The 16518-nt window shown below is 37.6% G+C and carries 16 protein-coding genes and 1 pseudogene; 12 read left to right on the top strand and 5 right to left on the bottom strand.

What is annotated here, in order from left to right; all coding sequences use genetic code 11:
- Positions 1-722, bottom strand: a 722-nt coding sequence (locus Q0X89_RS06930; protein ID WP_297692496.1) for a Gfo/Idh/MocA family oxidoreductase, incomplete at its 3' end; no start/stop codon positions are given.
- 363 nt (positions 723-1085) lie between these two features.
- On the opposite strand from Q0X89_RS06930, the gene Q0X89_RS06925 reads away from it, so the two are divergent.
- Positions 1086-2162 (top strand): anhydro-N-acetylmuramic acid kinase, encoded by a 1077-nt coding sequence (locus Q0X89_RS06925; RefSeq protein ID WP_297692494.1) that lies wholly within the window; start codon positions 1086-1088, stop codon positions 2160-2162.
- Positions 2163-2189: 27 nt separating this feature from the next.
- Here the strand turns inward: Q0X89_RS06925 and Q0X89_RS06920 are convergent, their stop codons facing one another.
- The 3 genes from Q0X89_RS06920 to Q0X89_RS06910 are packed head-to-tail and all read right to left on the bottom strand — an operon-like array spanning position 2190 to position 5673.
- Positions 2190-3731: an acyl-CoA carboxylase subunit beta gene (locus tag Q0X89_RS06920; RefSeq protein WP_297692492.1), complete on the bottom strand. Its 1542-nt coding sequence runs from the start codon at positions 3729-3731 to the stop codon at positions 2190-2192.
- A gap of 3 nt (positions 3732-3734) precedes the next feature.
- The gene (gene accC / locus Q0X89_RS06915; RefSeq protein WP_297692490.1) at positions 3735-5177 is read right to left on the bottom strand and encodes an acetyl-CoA carboxylase biotin carboxylase subunit; all 1443 of its coding nucleotides are present in this window, start codon (positions 5175-5177) and stop codon (positions 3735-3737) included.
- A gap of 10 nt (positions 5178-5187) precedes the next feature.
- Positions 5188-5673 carry an acetyl-CoA carboxylase biotin carboxyl carrier protein subunit gene (locus Q0X89_RS06910; RefSeq protein WP_297692488.1) on the bottom strand — a complete coding sequence of 162 codons (486 nt, stop codon included), beginning with the start codon at positions 5671-5673 and terminating at the stop codon, positions 5188-5190.
- A 351-nt stretch (positions 5674-6024) separates the two neighbouring features.
- Here Q0X89_RS06910 and udk point away from each other — a divergent pair, with 351 nt between their 5' ends.
- The 11 genes from udk to Q0X89_RS06855 all read left to right on the top strand — a co-directional run bounded on the left by udk (position 6025) and on the right by Q0X89_RS06855 (position 16349).
- Positions 6025-6633 (top strand): uridine kinase, encoded by a 609-nt coding sequence (udk, locus tag Q0X89_RS06905; protein WP_297692486.1) that lies wholly within the window; start codon positions 6025-6027, stop codon positions 6631-6633.
- Entirely contained in the window at positions 6633-6965 is a 333-nt protein-coding gene (locus tag Q0X89_RS06900; protein ID WP_297692484.1) for a septum formation initiator family protein, read from the top strand. Before udk ends, Q0X89_RS06900 begins: the two co-directional genes overlap by 1 nt.
- Complete coding sequence (locus Q0X89_RS06895; protein ID WP_297692482.1) at positions 6958-8340, top strand: methylmalonyl-CoA mutase subunit beta; 1383 nt, start codon at positions 6958-6960, stop codon at positions 8338-8340. Before Q0X89_RS06900 ends, Q0X89_RS06895 begins: the two co-directional genes overlap by 8 nt.
- Positions 8333-10483, top strand: a complete 2151-nt coding sequence (gene scpA / locus Q0X89_RS06890; protein WP_297692480.1) for a methylmalonyl-CoA mutase — start codon at positions 8333-8335, stop codon at positions 10481-10483. Before Q0X89_RS06895 ends, scpA begins: the two co-directional genes overlap by 8 nt.
- Before the next feature lie 114 nt (positions 10484-10597).
- Entirely contained in the window at positions 10598-11371 is a 774-nt protein-coding gene (locus tag Q0X89_RS06885) for an AAA family ATPase (RefSeq protein ID WP_297692478.1), read from the top strand.
- On the top strand, positions 11371-12273 hold the full coding sequence (locus Q0X89_RS06880; RefSeq protein ID WP_297692476.1) for a ParB/RepB/Spo0J family partition protein: 903 nt from the start codon (positions 11371-11373) through the stop codon (positions 12271-12273). The genes Q0X89_RS06885 and Q0X89_RS06880 overlap by 1 nt, the downstream gene beginning before the upstream one ends.
- Positions 12266-12904, top strand: coding sequence for a DUF5683 domain-containing protein (locus Q0X89_RS06875; protein ID WP_297692473.1), 639 nt, complete (start codon positions 12266-12268; stop codon positions 12902-12904). The genes Q0X89_RS06880 and Q0X89_RS06875 overlap by 8 nt, the downstream gene beginning before the upstream one ends.
- A 3-nt stretch (positions 12905-12907) precedes the next feature.
- Positions 12908-13609: a 4-hydroxy-tetrahydrodipicolinate reductase gene (gene dapB / locus Q0X89_RS06870; protein ID WP_297692471.1), complete on the top strand. Its 702-nt coding sequence runs from the start codon at positions 12908-12910 to the stop codon at positions 13607-13609.
- 51 nt (positions 13610-13660) lie between these two features.
- Positions 13661-15364, top strand: coding sequence for a signal peptidase I (lepB, locus tag Q0X89_RS06865; RefSeq protein WP_297692469.1), 1704 nt, complete (start codon positions 13661-13663; stop codon positions 15362-15364).
- Positions 15365-15400: 36 nt separating this feature from the next.
- Positions 15401-16033 (top strand): WbqC family protein, encoded by a 633-nt coding sequence (locus tag Q0X89_RS06860; protein WP_297692467.1) that lies wholly within the window; start codon positions 15401-15403, stop codon positions 16031-16033.
- A complete protein-coding gene (locus tag Q0X89_RS06855) occupies positions 16026-16349 on the top strand; it encodes a DUF6122 family protein (protein ID WP_297692465.1) in 324 nt (107 codons plus the stop codon). Before Q0X89_RS06860 ends, Q0X89_RS06855 begins: the two co-directional genes overlap by 8 nt.
- Here Q0X89_RS06855 and Q0X89_RS06850 read toward each other — a convergent pair.
- Positions 16335-16518: pseudogene (locus tag Q0X89_RS06850) on the bottom strand (endonuclease); the annotation flags it as partial. The gene Q0X89_RS06855 and the pseudogene Q0X89_RS06850 overlap by 15 nt on opposite strands.

Below are 16518 nucleotides of genomic sequence, written 5' to 3'. Positions count from 1 at the left end.
CCTCTCCAATTCCAGGGATGATAAACTTCATTAAACGGTATCATTTTAGCCGGTCCTGTGAATAGGTCCCAATTCAAGGTATCAGGTACCCAATCTCCTCTTTCCGGGGTGTTCAATCCCTGAGGCCAAATTGGTCGATCAGTAAATGATTCAACCCTTGTTACATCACCTATTGCTCCGCTCCAAAGTATCTCACAGGTTTCCGCAACACCGGCTCCAGAAGCTCCCTGGTTACCCATTTGGGTAGCAACATTGTACTTTTTCGCTAATTTCGTCAACAACCTGGATTCATAAACCGAGTGCGTCAATGGTTTTTGAAGATAAACATGTTTACCCATGGTCATGGCCTGGGCAGCAACAATGGCATGCGTATGATCAGCAGTAGCAATAACGACTGCATCTATTTCATCACCCATTTCTTCATACATCTTCCGAAAATCCCAATACTTTTTAGCGTTTGGATATCTATCAAAAGCGCCTTTAGCATACTTCCAATCAACATCACAAAGACCTACAATATTTTGTGATTCTAAATTCTTTAAATTGGCAAGCCCCATGCCTCCGACACCTACACCGGCAATATTCAATTTATCACTAGGAGCTACATGCCCCAATCCGCTGACGGCATATGACGGTACTATAGTGAACGCTGCGGAAGCGGTCAAAGTTCTGCCCACAAATCCTCGGCGCGTTATGGTGTTCTCTTTTTTAGCCTTACTCATACTGTATTACTTTAAAATTGGTTAATAAAATAGTTATTCAGTAGTCAAAAACCGTTCATAACAGTATCGTGCGATTCCCAACCAAAATATTCCATTTAAAAATATAATATAAGTCAATTTAATGACTTAAAATAACAATTACTAAAAGTACACATTTTTGTTAAAAATTAGTGGTATAAATTTATCAAAAATCAATAGTATATAACCTTAAGAAATTATCTCATCGATGAGACCTACGGAGTTTAAGGCAATACAAAAACGGTATGTGGTCAAAAAAAGAATCACATTTTTTTTACATTGAAAATGAATCTAATTAACTTTCATCATTATTAATCTTGAACCACATGATACCCTGTTTTTGCAATGAATACATATAAAGTCATAGGATTAATGTCTGGCACCTCTCTGGATGGACTTGATCTGGCATACTGCCATATCTGGAAGAAGTATGATCAATGGAAATTTGAAATTAAGGAAACGCGGGCCATTAGCTATGATAAGGATATACGGGCCCACTTGAAAAATTCAATTGAACTGCCAGCAGATGAACTACTTATTTTTCATAATACATATGGTAGTTGGCTGGGACAACAGGCAAGGGAATTTATCAGAGAAAAAGGTCTTGATGTAGACATTATAGCCAGTCATGGCCATACAACCCACCACCAACCGGCAAAGGGCTTAACGTTACAGATAGGATCGGGACAGCATCTGGCAAATGTCAGTGGCTATAAAACCGTCTGTGACTTTAGAACTAATGATGTTGCTCTTGGTGGAGAAGGAGCTCCTCTTGTGCCTATAGGGGATCGCCTTTTTTTTGGCAACTATGATTTCTGCCTGAACCTTGGAGGAATTTCCAATGTATCCTTTGAACACCAGGGTAAGCGTATAGCCTATGATATTGGATTAGCTAATATGATATTAAACTATTTAACCCAAAAAATTGGACTAAGCTATGACAATAATGGAACTCTGGCCAGTAAGGGTGTCATAAATATGAATATGCTGAAACAATTAAACCAGCTATCTTATTATGAGTTGCCATTTCCAAAATCAACAGGTTATGAATGGTTTTTGAAAAAAGTCGTTCCTATCGTAAACGCTACCAAGGATACCACAGATAACCTATTGCATACGGCAGTTCATCATATTTGTGAGCAGGTTGCATTGCAAGTAAAAAGGTACGCAACAAAAGATCAAAGTACTATTCTTGTTACGGGTGGAGGTGCTTTAAACCAATTTATGATGGAAGTACTACAGTCGAATCTCGAACCGATGGTAAGTCTTGTTATTCCGGAAAAGAAACTAATAGAATACAAGGAAGCCCTGGTCTTTGCCCTAATGGGGGTATTGCGTATTGAAAAAGAAGTTAATATCCTAAAAACCGTTACGGGAGCCTCTAAAGACTCATCAAGCGGAGTAGTTTATTTACCTGCTTAACCTTGGACCAGGTCTCCAATTCTAAAACTACAATGGAATATTTCCGTGCTTTCTTTTTGGTACCCCCACCTCTTTGTTCTCCAACATACTAAAAGCTTTGATAAGTTTTCTTCTTGTATTTTTAGGTAAAATTACTTCATCGATAAAACCTCTTCTGGCAGCCCTGAATGGATTGGCAAATTTTTCTGCATATTCCGCTTCTTTTTCCGCCAGCTTTTTAGCAGGATCCTTTGCGCTCGAAATTTCTTTCCTGAAAATGATCTCACTTGCTCCTTTGGCTCCCATCACAGCAATCTCTGCCGTAGGCCACGCAAAGTTAAAGTCGGCACCAATATGCTTGGAATTCATTACATCATAAGCGCCACCATAAGCTTTTCTGGTAATAACCGTTATCCTTGGAACAGTTGCTTCACTAAAGGCAAACAACAGTTTGGCTCCATGAACGATTATACCGTTCCATTCCTGATCTGTACCAGGTAAAAATCCCGGAACATCTTCCAATACCAATAATGGAATATTGAAACTATCACAAAATCTCACAAATCTGGCTGCTTTGACCGAAGTTTGTGTTCCTAATACACCAGCCAGAAACATGGGTTGGTTGGCAATTATACCAATACTTCTACCTGCCAGTCTAGCAAAACCTACAATGATGTTTTCGGCATAATTCTCATGAATCTCATAAAAGGAATCTTTGTCAATAATACCGTTAATAACATCATGCATGTCATAAGGCTTATTCGTATTATCAGGAATAATATCTGTAAGCTCATCACGTATCTCATCCCCTAACTCATAGGGTAAAGAGGCAGGTTTTTCGCGGTTGCTCTGAGGCAAATAACTCAGTAATTTCTTAACATCTTCCAGACAAATCACATCATTAGCAGAAGTCTTATGGGCAACCCCGGATTTAGTTGAATGCGTGCTAGCACCACCCAGTTCCTCAAAAGTAACTTCTTCATTAGTAACAGTTTTTACCACATTTGGGCCGGTTACGAACATATAACTGGTTTGCTCTACCATTAAAGTAAAATCTGTCATGGCAGGAGAATAAACTGCACCTCCCGCGCAAGGCCCCATTATGGCTGATATCTGCGGTATAACACCCGAAGCCTGAACATTTCTATAAAAAATATCTGCATATCCCCCTAAAGATTTTACCCCTTCCTGTATTCGGGCGCCACCTGAGTCGTTTAGACCTATAACGGGAGCTCCAACTTTTACGGCAAGATCCATTACCTTGCAAATTTTCTCTGCATGGGTTTCAGATAAAGCACCTCCAAATACAGTAAAATCCTGTGCGTAAACATAGACCAATCTCCCGTTGATAGTTCCGTAACCGGTTACCACACCATCACCAAAGTAAATTTCTTTATCCATCCCAAAGTCTGTTGTTCGGTGGGTGACCAAAATACCCATCTCTTCAAATGAACCCTCGTCCAATAAATAACTTAACCTTTCGCGAGCCGTTAATTTCTGCTTTTGATGCTGTTTATCTATTCGTTTTTGTCCCCCACCCATATATGCAAGAGATATTCTTTCTTTTAATTTTTCTACTTTAGGGTCCATATGTTAGTTTATTGGTAATCTTAATAATTTCTGATCCTGCAAATATTGTTTAACAGCTAATACAGCAGCTATTTTAGCCTCTTCTTCTGCCTTTTTATTCAAAACTTCGGGAGAATAATAGTTCTTAACAAAATGAGTGTCGAAATTTCCGGATCTAAAGGCTTCATGTTCAAAAACAAATTTTCCAAAAGGAAGGGTTGTCTGTACTCCTTCTATATGATAATTTTCTATGGCCTTGAGCATTATTTGAATGGCTTCATCTCTATCCTTGCCATAAGAGATTAACTTAGACAACATTGGATCATAATAGATAGGAACTTCCATTCCTTCTTCAAAGCCGTTATCCACCCGAACACCTTTTCCCGAGGGCAACCTGTAAGTTTCCAAAGTTCCTACACTGGGCAGAAAATCGTTAAGCGGGTCTTCAGCGTATACCCTGAGTTCTAAAGCATGGCCATTTATACTCAAATCCTCTTGCTTAATTGCCATGGCTTCTCCTCTTGCGATCTTTATCTGTAACTCTACAAGATCTACACCGGAAATCAATTCTGTAACAGGGTGTTCAACCTGAAGACGGGTATTCATCTCCAGAAAATAGAATTTATGATCAGCATCCATCAGGAATTCTACTGTTCCCGCTCCCAGATAATCACAAGCCTTTGCAACTTTGGTAGCCGCAATACCCATTTCTTCTCTTAATTCTGGGGTTAGTATGGAAGAAGGGGCTTCTTCTACCACTTTTTGGTGCCTTCTTTGAATGCTGCATTCGCGTTCAAAAAAATAGAGGATATTTCCATGGCTGTCTGCCATGACCTGAATCTCAATATGCCTTGGTGATGTTACATATTTTTCAATAAAAACAGACCCATCACCAAATGCAGAGGTGGCTTCGCTAATAGCTCTATTCATCTGTGATTCCAGATCCTTCTCTTCCTCAACTATTCTCATCCCTTTACCTCCTCCTCCTGCCGAAGCTTTTATTAAAATTGGGAATCCTATTTCTTTGGCAATTACCTTAGCTTTCTTAATGTCAGTAATGGCCTCATCTATGCCGGGGACCATAGGAATATTATAATTCTTAACCGCATCTTTGGCAGCCAGTTTACTGCCCATTATGCGTATTGCTTTAGATTTCGGGCCTATAAATATTAAATTATTTTTTTCTACCTCTTCAGCAAAATCGGCATTTTCACTCAAGAACCCATACCCGGGATGAATCCCGTCTACATTCAACTTCTTTGCTACTTCTATAATCTTTGATCCCAGCAAATATGATTGATTAGACGGAGCCTCACCAATGCACACCGCCTCATCTGCAAACTTTACATGAGGTGCATTTCGGTCTGCTTTAGAATAGACAGCCACTGTTTTAATACCCATTTTCTGCGCTGTTTGCATTACGCGGATGGCTATCTCACCTCTATTTGCAATTAATATTTTTTTCATAGTAAATTACTTATTCAAATTCAATCAATAATTGGTTTTTATCAACAGCATCACTTTTCTTAACAGAAATATTTTTAATAATCCCATCTCTGGGTGAGGTAATCACATTCTCCATTTTCATAGCTTCCAATATTAATAAAGGATCATCCTCATTCACAGCCTGTCCAATTCTAACGTGTATGTCTAAAATAAGGCCGGGCATTGGCGCCGATATAGAATCAATATCCCTGGAAGAAGAAAGTGCAAAACCCATATCGCTAATCAAAAAGTCCAGGCTGTCTGAAATATCAACTTCATAAGAACTATTATTAATCTTAACCTTATACTTTTTACGATAAAAGTCTTTCTCTATAACCTCAGTCATAAAAGACTTATTTTCCTTTAATATATGATATGAATCAGGTGAGGTTTGTATGGCGTCAATTTTCGAGATGTCATCGCTGTTTATCTCAAACTCATGTGTATTGTCTACGACAACCTTAAACGAATTATTCATAGATTTTTTAGTTAGAACTAGTTAAAATGGTTTACTTGGAAAAGATTATTAAGGTATTGAAATTTTATGATTTCCATTAAAAAAATGGCATTAAATTTTAGGTTAATTGTAATTGAAAATCCGTACTCCCAAAGCCCAATACATTAAGCCTTAGTTGCTATCTGAAATAGCTCAATTAAGGCCAAACTCTAAATTTATTTTTACAAATTTATTTCTTAAACATTATCCGGAATATGAATATTGTCATGTTTTAAACAAATATGTTATTGTAATTATGCAGTTAGAAAAGTAAGACGGTTGACTGGATAAATATCATCCCAAATCTGTATTTTTGATACAAATCAAATCAATATGTTAATAATCGGTATTGGGGGAGGAACCGGATGTGGCAAAACCACCGTTGTTAATCAAATTATTAATGAACTTCCTAATGAAGAAGTTGGTGTAATATCTCAGGATTCCTATTACAATGACTTGTCACACTTAAGTTTTGAAGAGCGTTCTAAAATTAATTTTGATCATCCCCGGGCAATTGACTTTGAACTTTTAGCTGAACATCTGAATATATTAAGGCGGGGAGAACCTATTGATCAACCGGTGTACTCTTTCCCCAAACACAACAGAACGAATGATACAATAAGAACGCATCCTAGAAAAGTCATGATAATTGAGGGGATTTTAATTATGACTAACCCTCTGATAAGGGATATGTTCGATATCAAGATTTATGTTCATGCCGATTCTGATGAACGCCTTATTCGGAGACTCAAACGCGATATTAATGAAAGAGGAAGAGACATCTCGGAAGTATTAAGCAGATATCAGACCACTTTAAAACCTATGCACGATCAGTTCATAGAACCGACTAAGGAATACGCAGATATAATTATTCCAAATAATAAATACAACACGGTAGCCGTAGATATAGTGCGCACCATTATTATTGAAAAATTAAGCTAATGGGATTCAAAGCTATCAGAAAAAAGAAATGGTTTGGGATATTAACAAATATCTATGTACTGGTACTTACTGCATTTGTCATTTGGATGGCTTTTTTTGATACTAACTCGTTGCTTATTCATTTGGAATTGAGGAAAGAGATAAAAAAATTGGAAAAGACACAGGAATTCCTGAAGAAGGAAATAGCCAAGGATAAAGAAATTATTAAACAACTCTCAGACCCTAAAGAATTAGAAAAATTTGCTCGGGAAAACTATTATCTTAAAAAAAAGAACGAAGAAATTTACTTGATTGAATATGAGGATAGTATAAAACAAAAAGAAGATGATTAAAGAAAAATTGTTCGCCGATTTCCCTGCAGTTTCGGCAAAAGCATGGAAACAAAAAATACAGGCAGATTTAAAAGGTGCGGATTATAACGATACCCTGATATGGGAATCACCGGAGGGGATAAAAGTAAAACCTTTTTACACAGCTGATGATTTGGGTGAAAACTTTATGAATACCAGTTCTTCAGTTTCTAGCTGGTTAGTTGGACAACATATTTTGGTTACAGATAGCATAGAAGCAAATCAAAAGGCAATAAAGTCCTTAAAAAGCGGAGCTGAAAGTTTAATATTTACCTTAACTACATCTGATCTAAAACCGCAAGAGATCTTGAAGGATATTGATATCAATTCAATCTCAATGCACTTCCAATTTCAATTTCTATCTGTTGCATATATCAAAGATCTTCTCTCATGTACAGATAGCGCCAAAGGGAATATTTATTTTCATATTGATATTTTGGGTAATTTTTGCCGAACCGGAAATTGGTTTACCGATTTTAAATCAGACCATGCTGCTCTCAAAGAAATTTTGAAAGAGTCTGCAAACACTCCAACATTGAGTATTGATGTTTCGCTTTATCAGAATGCCGGAGCAAACAGAACCCAACAATTGGCTTACGCAATGGGTCATGCGAGTGAATATCTTAACTTTTTGAATGAGGAAAAACTATTACATCCAGATTTGAAAGTTAGCTTTAAAATGGCGGTAGATGGAAATTACTTTTTTGAGATTGCTAAATTAAGAGCATTACGAATGCTCTGGAAAACAATTGCAGCTGAATTTGGGATTTCTGCGGATTGTCATATTTTGGCTTGCCCCACCAGTCGAAACAAGACAATATACGATTACAACGTAAATCTACTAAGAACTACAACAGAGTGCATGTCTGCAATTTTGGGCGGGGCTGATACAGTTTATAATTTGTCCTATGATGCAGTGTATCATAAAGACAATGAATTTGGAGAGAGAATAGCACGAAATCAATTACTGATTTTGAAAGGAGAGAGCTATTTTGACAAAACTTCGAATCCTTCAGATGGAACATATTATATAGAGGTACTTTCGCAACAACTGGCAGAGAACGCGTTGCATATCTTCAAACAAATAGAGCAAGGTGATGGTTTTTTAAAACAGCTAAAAGCTCACAACATCCAAAGAAAAATCAAGGAAAGCGCTCTAAAGCAACAAATTAGTTATGATTCCGGAGACGAGGTATTAGTTGGTAGCAACAAATATCTTAACGAAATGGATAAAATGAAGCAGGAATTGGAAAAAAATCCTTTTAAGAAAAATAATTTAAGAAAAACCATTATTGAACCAATAATGGAAACTCGTCTGTCAGAATCGTCAGAAAAAATAAGATTGGATCATGAGTAGAAAAGAGCTTCAACACTTAGTTATAAACCCTGTTAATCTTAAAGGGCAAAAAGAATCAAAAACACCAGATTTTATAACTGCTGAAGATATTCCGGTAAAATCCTTTTTATCGAAAAATGATATTGCGCATTTAGAGCATCTCAATTTTGCCGCCGGAATTGCACCAAATTTGCGCGGTCCATATTCAACTATGTATGTCCGAAGACCCTGGACAATAAGACAGTATGCAGGTTTCTCTACAGCCCACGAAAGCAATGCTTTTTACAGGCGCAATCTGGCCGCAGGTCAAAAAGGTCTTTCTGTTGCTTTTGACCTACCTACACACAGAGGCTATGACAGCGATCACGAACGAGTGGTAGGAGATGTAGGTAAAGCCGGTGTAGCAATTGATTCTATTGAGGATATGAAAATATTATTCGACGGTATTCCATTGGATAAGATGTCTGTGTCAATGACTATGAATGGTGCAGTATTGCCTATTATGGCTTTTTATGTAGTTGCTGCCGAAGAACAGGGAGTAACTCCTCAGCAGCTCGCAGGAACCATTCAAAACGATATTCTGAAAGAGTTTATGGTTAGAAATACCTATATCTACCCCCCTACTCCTTCTATGCAGATAATTGCGGATATTTTTGAATTTACCAGTCAAAATATGCCCAGATTTAACAGTATTAGTATTTCAGGCTATCATATGCAGGAAGCCGGAGCTACTGCAGATATTGAGCTTGCTTATACTCTTGCGGATGGACTGGAATATATTAGAACTGGTTTGAAATCAGGCCTGGACATTGATCAGTTTGCTCCAAGGCTTTCATTTTTTTGGGCAATTGGAATGAATCATTTTATGGAAATTGCTAAAATGAGGGCGGGAAGAATGCTGTGGGCTAAACTTGTTAAACAATTCAATCCAAAAAATCAGAAATCATTGGCACTAAGAACTCATTGTCAGACCAGTGGTTGGAGCCTTACCGAGCAAGATCCCTTCAACAATGTTGCAAGAACCACCATTGAGGCGTTAGCGGCTGCTCTTGGAGGAACTCAAAGCCTTCATACCAATGCCCTGGATGAAGCTATTGCCTTACCAACAGATTTTTCTGCACGCATTGCCAGAAACACCCAAATATATCTTCAGGAAGAAACAAAAATTACCAAAACAGTCGATCCATGGGCGGGCAGCTATTATGTAGAATATTTAACAGATGAAATAGCAAAAAAAGCCTGGGATCTTATTCAGGAAGTAGAAGAGCATGGCGGAATGACCAAAGCAATTGAAGCCGGTATCCCCAAAATGCGCATAGAACAAGCTGCCGCAAAAAAACAGGCTCGTATAGATAGTGGCCAGGATATTATTGTGGGGGTTAACAAATATCAATTGGAAGAAGAAGATGAACTACAGATTCTGGAGGTAGATAATGCAGAAGTTAGAAGACAACAAATAGAACGATTAGAAAAATTAAAAAAAGAGAGAGATAATAAAGAAGTACAGCGTATCCTTCAAAAAATAACACAAGCGGCAAAAGATAAATCAGAGGGAAAATCTGTTCAGGATGAAAACAATTTGTTAGCTTTAGCAATAGAAGCCGCCAGGGCCAAAGCAACTTTAGGTGAGATAAGTGATGCTCTGGAAGTTGCTTTTGGAAGATACAAAGCAAAAATTCAATCGTTTACAGGAGTGTACGCCAAAGAAATTAAGGACGACGAAAGTTTTAAAAAGGCCAGGGAATTGGCAGATGAATTTGCAGTACAGGAAGGCCGAAGGCCCCGGATAATGGTTGCAAAAATGGGGCAGGACGGGCATGATCGCGGTGCGAAAGTTGTGGCTACAGGATATGCCGATCTCGGGTTTGATGTAGACATAGGACCTTTATTCCAAACACCAGCGGAAGCCGCCAAACAGGCTGTGGAGAATGATGTCCATATACTCGGTGTTTCTTCATTGGCTGCCGGTCATAAAACTTTAGTCCCGCAAGTTTTGGAAGAATTGAAAAAATATGGCAGAGAGGATATTATGGTAATAGTGGGTGGCGTAATTCCCAAGCAGGATTATGAATATTTATTTGATGCGGGCGCAGCCGCTGTATTTGGGCCCGGCACCAAAATTAGTGATGCAGCTATCCAGATACTTGATATTTTAATTGATTAATTGGTTTCATTACCTGGACAATTTGGCCTGTAGCCATACTTTAACCAGTGTTAACAAAATACTTTTTTGTGCATTGTAAATAATCGTATTTTTAACCCCTAACTTACTTCAATTATGGGCAAGATTATTGCTATCGCAAACCAAAAGGGTGGGGTTGGTAAAACTACCACCACAGTTAATCTGGCTGCCTCGCTGGGTGTACTGGAAAAAAAAGTGTTATTAATTGATGCCGATCCCCAGGCCAATGCAACTTCCGGATTAGGTATTAATGTAGATGAAATTCAGATTGGCACTTACCAGCTAATGGAGCATACTAAGACAGCTGGAGAAACAATTATAAAAACCTCATCTCCGAACGTAGACTTAATTCCTGCACATATAGACCTTGTGGCCATTGAAATAGAACTGGTTGATAAGGATCAAAGGGAATATATGATGAAGAAAGCCATTGGCGATTTAAGGGCTTTATACGATTATATTCTAATTGACTGTGCACCTTCTTTGGGCCTGCTTACGTTAAATGCTTTAACCGCAGCAGACTCTGTAATTATTCCGATTCAATGCGAATATTTTGCACTGGAGGGACTTGGAAAATTATTAAACACAATAAAAAGTGTACAAAGGATTCACAATCCCGAATTAGATATTGAAGGTATGTTATTAACCATGTATGATTCCAGATTACGACTTTCTAATCAGGTCGTCGAAGAGGTCAAGAAACATTTCTCTGATATGGTTTTTGACACGATTATTCAGCGGAATGTTCGTCTGGGAGAGGCCCCAAGTTATGGAGAAAGCATTATAAAATATGATGCCAGTAGTAAAGGTGCATCAAACTACCTAAATATGGCCAACGAACTATTGAAAAAAAATAGAGAGAAGGTATAATGGCGAAAGCAACAAGGAAACAGGCTTTGGGAAGAGGACTTTCTGCTCTTCTTAAAGATCCGGAAAATGATATTAATTCGGTGTCGGATAGAAATGCCGAAAAAGTTGTTGGTAATATTGTAGAACTCGATATCGACACAATTGATGTTAACCCATTTCAGCCTCGTTCACATTTTAACGATGAAACCCTTAAGGAATTGGCTTCCTCAATAAACGAATTAGGAGTTATACAGCCAATTACGGTTAGAAAATCTGACTTCAACAAATTTCAGTTGGTTTCGGGAGAAAGAAGGTATAGGGCTTCTAAATTAATTGGCCTTAAGACAATTCCTGCATATATTAGAATTGCTAATGACCAGGAAACTCTTGAAATGGCTCTGGTCGAAAATATTCAACGCCAGGATCTAGATCCAATTGAAATTGCTCTTTCCTACAATCGCTTAATCAATGAAATAGGTTTAACTCAGGAAAAATTAAGTGAACGGGTAGGAAAAAAAAGGTCTACCATTGCCAATTATCTTCGTTTATTACGTTTGGACCCAATTATACAAACAGGAATGCGAGATGGTTTTATTTCTATGGGTCATGGTAGGACACTTGTCAATATTGACCAAAAAGAAGACCAAATTAGCCTTTACGAAAAAATTGTAAAAAATAGCTTATCCGTCAGGGAAACTGAGCAACTTGTGAAGCAATATCACCAGGGACCTCATCAAAAGAAGACTTTAAACAAATCGCCTGTGGCGACCGAGCTTATTGTTGAAGGCACCAAACAACTTAAACACTATCTTTCTACCAATATTACAGTCAATTCTACAAAAGACGGCAAGGGTAAGATAAGTATCCCCTTTAGTTCAGAGGATGATTTTCAGCGATTGAAAAAACTAATTACAGGTGAGTAAAACCCTTGTTCTTATATGTTTACTATTTTTCCCTGTACTTTTTTCCGTGGCTCAGGAAGGTCAAAAAGAAAGTGCTAAAGATTCTGTTCCGCCCATTGCTAAAACACAAGATATTATTGTAGAAGGAAAAGTAGAGAAAAAGCGAATTAATCCTCTAGCACCGAGCAGGGCCGCATTTTATTCCGCTGTCCTGCCGGGATTAGGTCAGGTCTACAATAAGCGTTATTGGAAAGTACCTATTGTTATTGGGGCCATAGGCGTGGGAATCTATGCGTATAAATACAATAATGATCTTTATATCCGTTTCAGAACGGCATTCAAAAGAAGAAGAGCTGGTTTTACGGATGACGAATTCTATGATGTTAATGGATCCGGAATTGTTCCCGGAAGTCCTGACTTTTCTGACAGTGCCCTTCAGGATGGACAGGAACGTTATCAAAGAGATCGGGATTTAGCATTATTTATTACACTTGCCCTTTATGCTTTAAATATTGTTGATGCTAATGTGGATGCACATTTAAAACAATTTAATGTGGATGACGATCTTGGGTTGGATATTAAACCATATTTGGAATATAACCCAATTATGGGTGACCCTAACTATGGAGTGGCTTTAACCATTAAATTCTAAAATATGAATATAGGCTTATTTGGATATGGGAAAATGGGGAAAATGATTGAAAAAATCGCAATTCAAAGAAATCATTCCATAGTTGCTAAAATAGACGTAGGTACGAAAGAAATTGATTATTCTGCCATGGATATGGCAATAGATTTTAGTAGCCCGGAGGCAGCTTTCAACAATATCAAGGGTTGTCTTGAACACAATATTCCGGTAATATCGGGCACAACAGGTTGGCTTAATGATTACGAGAATATAATTTCTTATTGTAACAAGAAAAATGGGGCCTTTATTTATGCTTCAAATTTTAGTTTGGGTGTAAATCTGTTCTTTCAGCTAAACAGTTACTTAGCAAAAATGATGAACAATTTACCTGAATATAAAGTATCAATAGAAGAAATCCACCATCTCCAAAAACTTGATGCCCCCAGCGGAACAGCTATTTCGCTTGCCGAAGATATTATTGACAATTCAGCCTATGAAGGTTGGTTGTTGGAAAAATCTCAGGATCAAAATATTCCTATTATTTCCAAAAGGATTGCAGATGAATACGGAACACATATTGTTTCTTACGAAAATGAAGTAGATGAGATAGTTATTAAGCACAAAGCTCATAATAGGGAAGGTTTTGCCCTAGGCGCAATTGTAGCCGCCGAATGGTTAAATGGAAAAAAAGGTGTCTTTTCAATGAAAGATGTGTTAAACCTGGGTTAATTTTGGTAACAAATCGGACCAAATGGCGTCTGAAAAAAGATAAAAAAGAGTATGAACGGTACAAATTGGATCATCTTTATTTTGGTTATTCAAGTCATTCATTTTTTAGGGACTTGGAAACTTTATATTAAGGCAGGTAGAAAACCATGGGAAGCTGCAATTCCTGTATATAATGCCATTGTATTAATGCAGATAATAAGAAGACCCAAATGGTGGGTAATACTTCTTTTTATTCCCATTATTAATCTTCTAATGTTTCCGGTTATCTGGGTTGAAACCATACGAAGTTTTGGAAGAAATAGTTTTCTTGAAACATGGTTAGTGATACTTACCCTTGGGTTTTATACATTCTATGTCAATTATGCCTTGGATGTAACCTATATTGAAGACAGGAGTCTGCATCCGAAAAGTGGTGCAGGAGAATGGGTAAGTTCTATTGTATTTGCCATCGTTGCTGCTACACTGGTTCATACCTATTTCATACAGCCATATGTTATCCCGACCGGTTCATTGGAGCGAACATTACGGATTGGGGATCTGTTATTCGTTAGTAAGTTTCACTATGGCGCACGTACCCCAATGACTACCATAGCAGCCCCAATGGTACATGATACAATACCCGGATTAGGAATTAGATCTTATCTCAAAAAACCTCAACTACCTTATTTCAGATTGCCGGGATTTGAAAAAGTTAAAAAAAATGACATTGTTGTTTTTAGCTGGCCGGCTGATACGGTCCGCGTCTTTTTTAAAAAGGAAGAAGGAGTAAAAAAACCTATTGATAAAAAATCCAATTATGTAAAACGATGCGTTGGAGCCCCGGGCGATTCACTTGCTGTAATTGATGGTGTGGTATATATTGACGGTGAACAACTGCAACTTTCAGACAGGGCCAAACCCCAATATGATTATAATGTTTACTCACAAAAAGGAGTTTCATCAAGATTGCTTGTGCGTTTGGGTGTAAATGAATTTACACGAAAATACCTGTCGGCTCCTTTGAACCAAAATCAATTTGAGGCCATTAGCAAATACCTGATCGCCGGAGGTCAAAATGCGAGCGGTGACATAGAGTTGATTACTGATGCAAGTGGTATTCCCCCAAAAGTTATAAGACAAGCAGGTCTGTCCTTACGGGAGGAAACGGGACGCCAACGCACAGTGACACTTACCGATGAAATGTTGCAAGAATTAAGAAATAATGCGGATATAGATTCTGTTGTAAAGATTGTAGAACCTAAGGGGGTGAAGGGCTATAATATTTTCCCACATGATCCTTTCTATCCATGGAATAACGATAACTTTGGGCCAATATATATTCCACAAAAAGGTGCGACCATTGACCTGACTCCAAAAGTTCTTCCTCTTTATAAAAAGATCATTCGTGACTATGAAGGAAATACCATAGGGGTTTCCGGTAATCAGATTAGCATAAACGGACAGGTTACGGATTCTTATACTTTTAAACAGGATTATTACTGGATGATGGGAGATAATAGAGATCATTCAGAAGATAGCAGGAGCTGGGGTTATGTTCCTGCCAATCATATTGTTGGTAAGCCTATTTTCATTTGGCTTAGCTTTGATAATTTCAACAAAGGTATTGCGCAGTGGAAACCTAGATGGGATAGAATTTTTACTACTGTAGGCGGTGATGGCGAACCGCGGTCTTATTTCAAGCATTTCCTTATTGCACTGGCAGCCTGGTTTATATTTGATTACTTTTGGAAACGGAGAAAGAAGCTTAAAAAGTAATTGTTTATTTTTTGGGCGGAATAAAATTTAGAATTAATGGACGTGCTACTCCATCCTACCTACTTGCCTAATATTGCTACTTTTGCCACTCTTTTTCAGAATACAATTATCTGGGAAGTCTGCGATAATTATCAAAAACAAACCTATAGAAACAGGGCCTTCATATGCACAGATCAGGGTAAATTTATGTTGAATATTCCAATCAAACATGTTGGTGGCAAAGAGGGCAGACAGAAGTATAAAGAGGTTAGGTTGGATAATGATTACAGATGGCAGCGGCAACATTGGAGGACACTTCAAACGGCTTACAGAACATCTCCTTTTTTTGAATATTATGAAGATGACCTGGCCCCTATTTTTGTGAATAAGTACCAGTATTTATTAGATTTTAATCTCAAAACCATTGATATTATTGGAAATTGTTTACAATTCAAGGTTAACAAGAGGTATACGGACCATTATGAGTTAAATCCCCAAGGGGTTTTTGATGCCAGATTTTTGGTAAATGCAAAAAAAACCATTGATATTAATCAAAAAAGTTATACCCAGGTATTTAATACCAGGCATGGTTTTATTGAAAATTGCAGTGTGCTTGATTTATTATTCAATGAAGGTCCTGCGAGTCTTGACTATTTGATGAATCAAAATCTTGATTTTCTAAATGCTTAGATTCCTGCTTCATTACGGCATTCATATTATAGTTCCCATAGCCGTTGGCCTTCTTTTTTTTAAGGATAAAAAAATATGGATAATCCTTATTCTCCTTTCCGGCATTTTAATTGATTTTGATCATCTCTTTGCCAACCCAATCTTTGACCCTAACAGGTGCAGTATTAATTTTCATCCTTTCCATTCCTATTGGGCAATTGTCGCTTACATTTTCCTTTTTTTATATAAAAATACGAGGGTTATTGGTCTGGCATTGCTCATCCATATATTTGCGGATTCAATTGATTGTTTCTTCTTGTTTTCAGAGGCGAATTGAAGTCATTACAGGGTAGTGGTCAGATAGTCTTAAATCAAAGTTTTGATGTGTCATAACCTGCATGCTCTTATCTACTAAAATAAAGTCAATACGAAATGGGATAAATTTTAAATCAAAGGTTTTCCCAATACCCGTGCCTCTCTCATCAAAAGTATCCTTCATTTCAGCT

This window comes from uncultured Eudoraea sp., assembly GCF_947258525.1.
Classification (GTDB): domain Bacteria; phylum Bacteroidota; class Bacteroidia; order Flavobacteriales; family Flavobacteriaceae; genus Eudoraea.
The sequence above is the reverse complement of the archived record's forward strand: the minus strand, read 5'-3'. Positions and strand labels throughout refer to the sequence as shown.

Coding starts and splice junctions, on each gene's coding strand:
- Q0X89_RS06925 (WP_297692494.1), top strand. CDS start 1,086: ATGAATACATATAAAGTCATAGGATTAATGTCTGGCACCTCTCTGGAT.
- Q0X89_RS06920 (WP_297692492.1), bottom strand. CDS start 3,731: ATGGACCCTAAAGTAGAAAAATTAAAAGAAAGAATATCTCTTGCATAT.
- accC (WP_297692490.1), bottom strand. CDS start 5,177: ATGAAAAAAATATTAATTGCAAATAGAGGTGAGATAGCCATCCGCGTA.
- Q0X89_RS06910 (WP_297692488.1), bottom strand. CDS start 5,673: ATGAATAATTCGTTTAAGGTTGTCGTAGACAATACACATGAGTTTGAG.
- udk (WP_297692486.1), top strand. CDS start 6,025: ATGTTAATAATCGGTATTGGGGGAGGAACCGGATGTGGCAAAACCACC.
- Q0X89_RS06900 (WP_297692484.1), top strand. CDS start 6,633: ATGGGATTCAAAGCTATCAGAAAAAAGAAATGGTTTGGGATATTAACA.
- Q0X89_RS06895 (WP_297692482.1), top strand. CDS start 6,958: ATGATTAAAGAAAAATTGTTCGCCGATTTCCCTGCAGTTTCGGCAAAA.
- scpA (WP_297692480.1), top strand. CDS start 8,333: ATGAGTAGAAAAGAGCTTCAACACTTAGTTATAAACCCTGTTAATCTT.
- Q0X89_RS06885 (WP_297692478.1), top strand. CDS start 10,598: ATGGGCAAGATTATTGCTATCGCAAACCAAAAGGGTGGGGTTGGTAAA.
- Q0X89_RS06880 (WP_297692476.1), top strand. CDS start 11,371: ATGGCGAAAGCAACAAGGAAACAGGCTTTGGGAAGAGGACTTTCTGCT.
- dapB (WP_297692471.1), top strand. CDS start 12,908: ATGAATATAGGCTTATTTGGATATGGGAAAATGGGGAAAATGATTGAA.
- lepB (WP_297692469.1), top strand. CDS start 13,661: ATGAACGGTACAAATTGGATCATCTTTATTTTGGTTATTCAAGTCATT.
- Q0X89_RS06860 (WP_297692467.1), top strand. CDS start 15,401: ATGGACGTGCTACTCCATCCTACCTACTTGCCTAATATTGCTACTTTT.
- Q0X89_RS06855 (WP_297692465.1), top strand. CDS start 16,026: ATGCTTAGATTCCTGCTTCATTACGGCATTCATATTATAGTTCCCATA.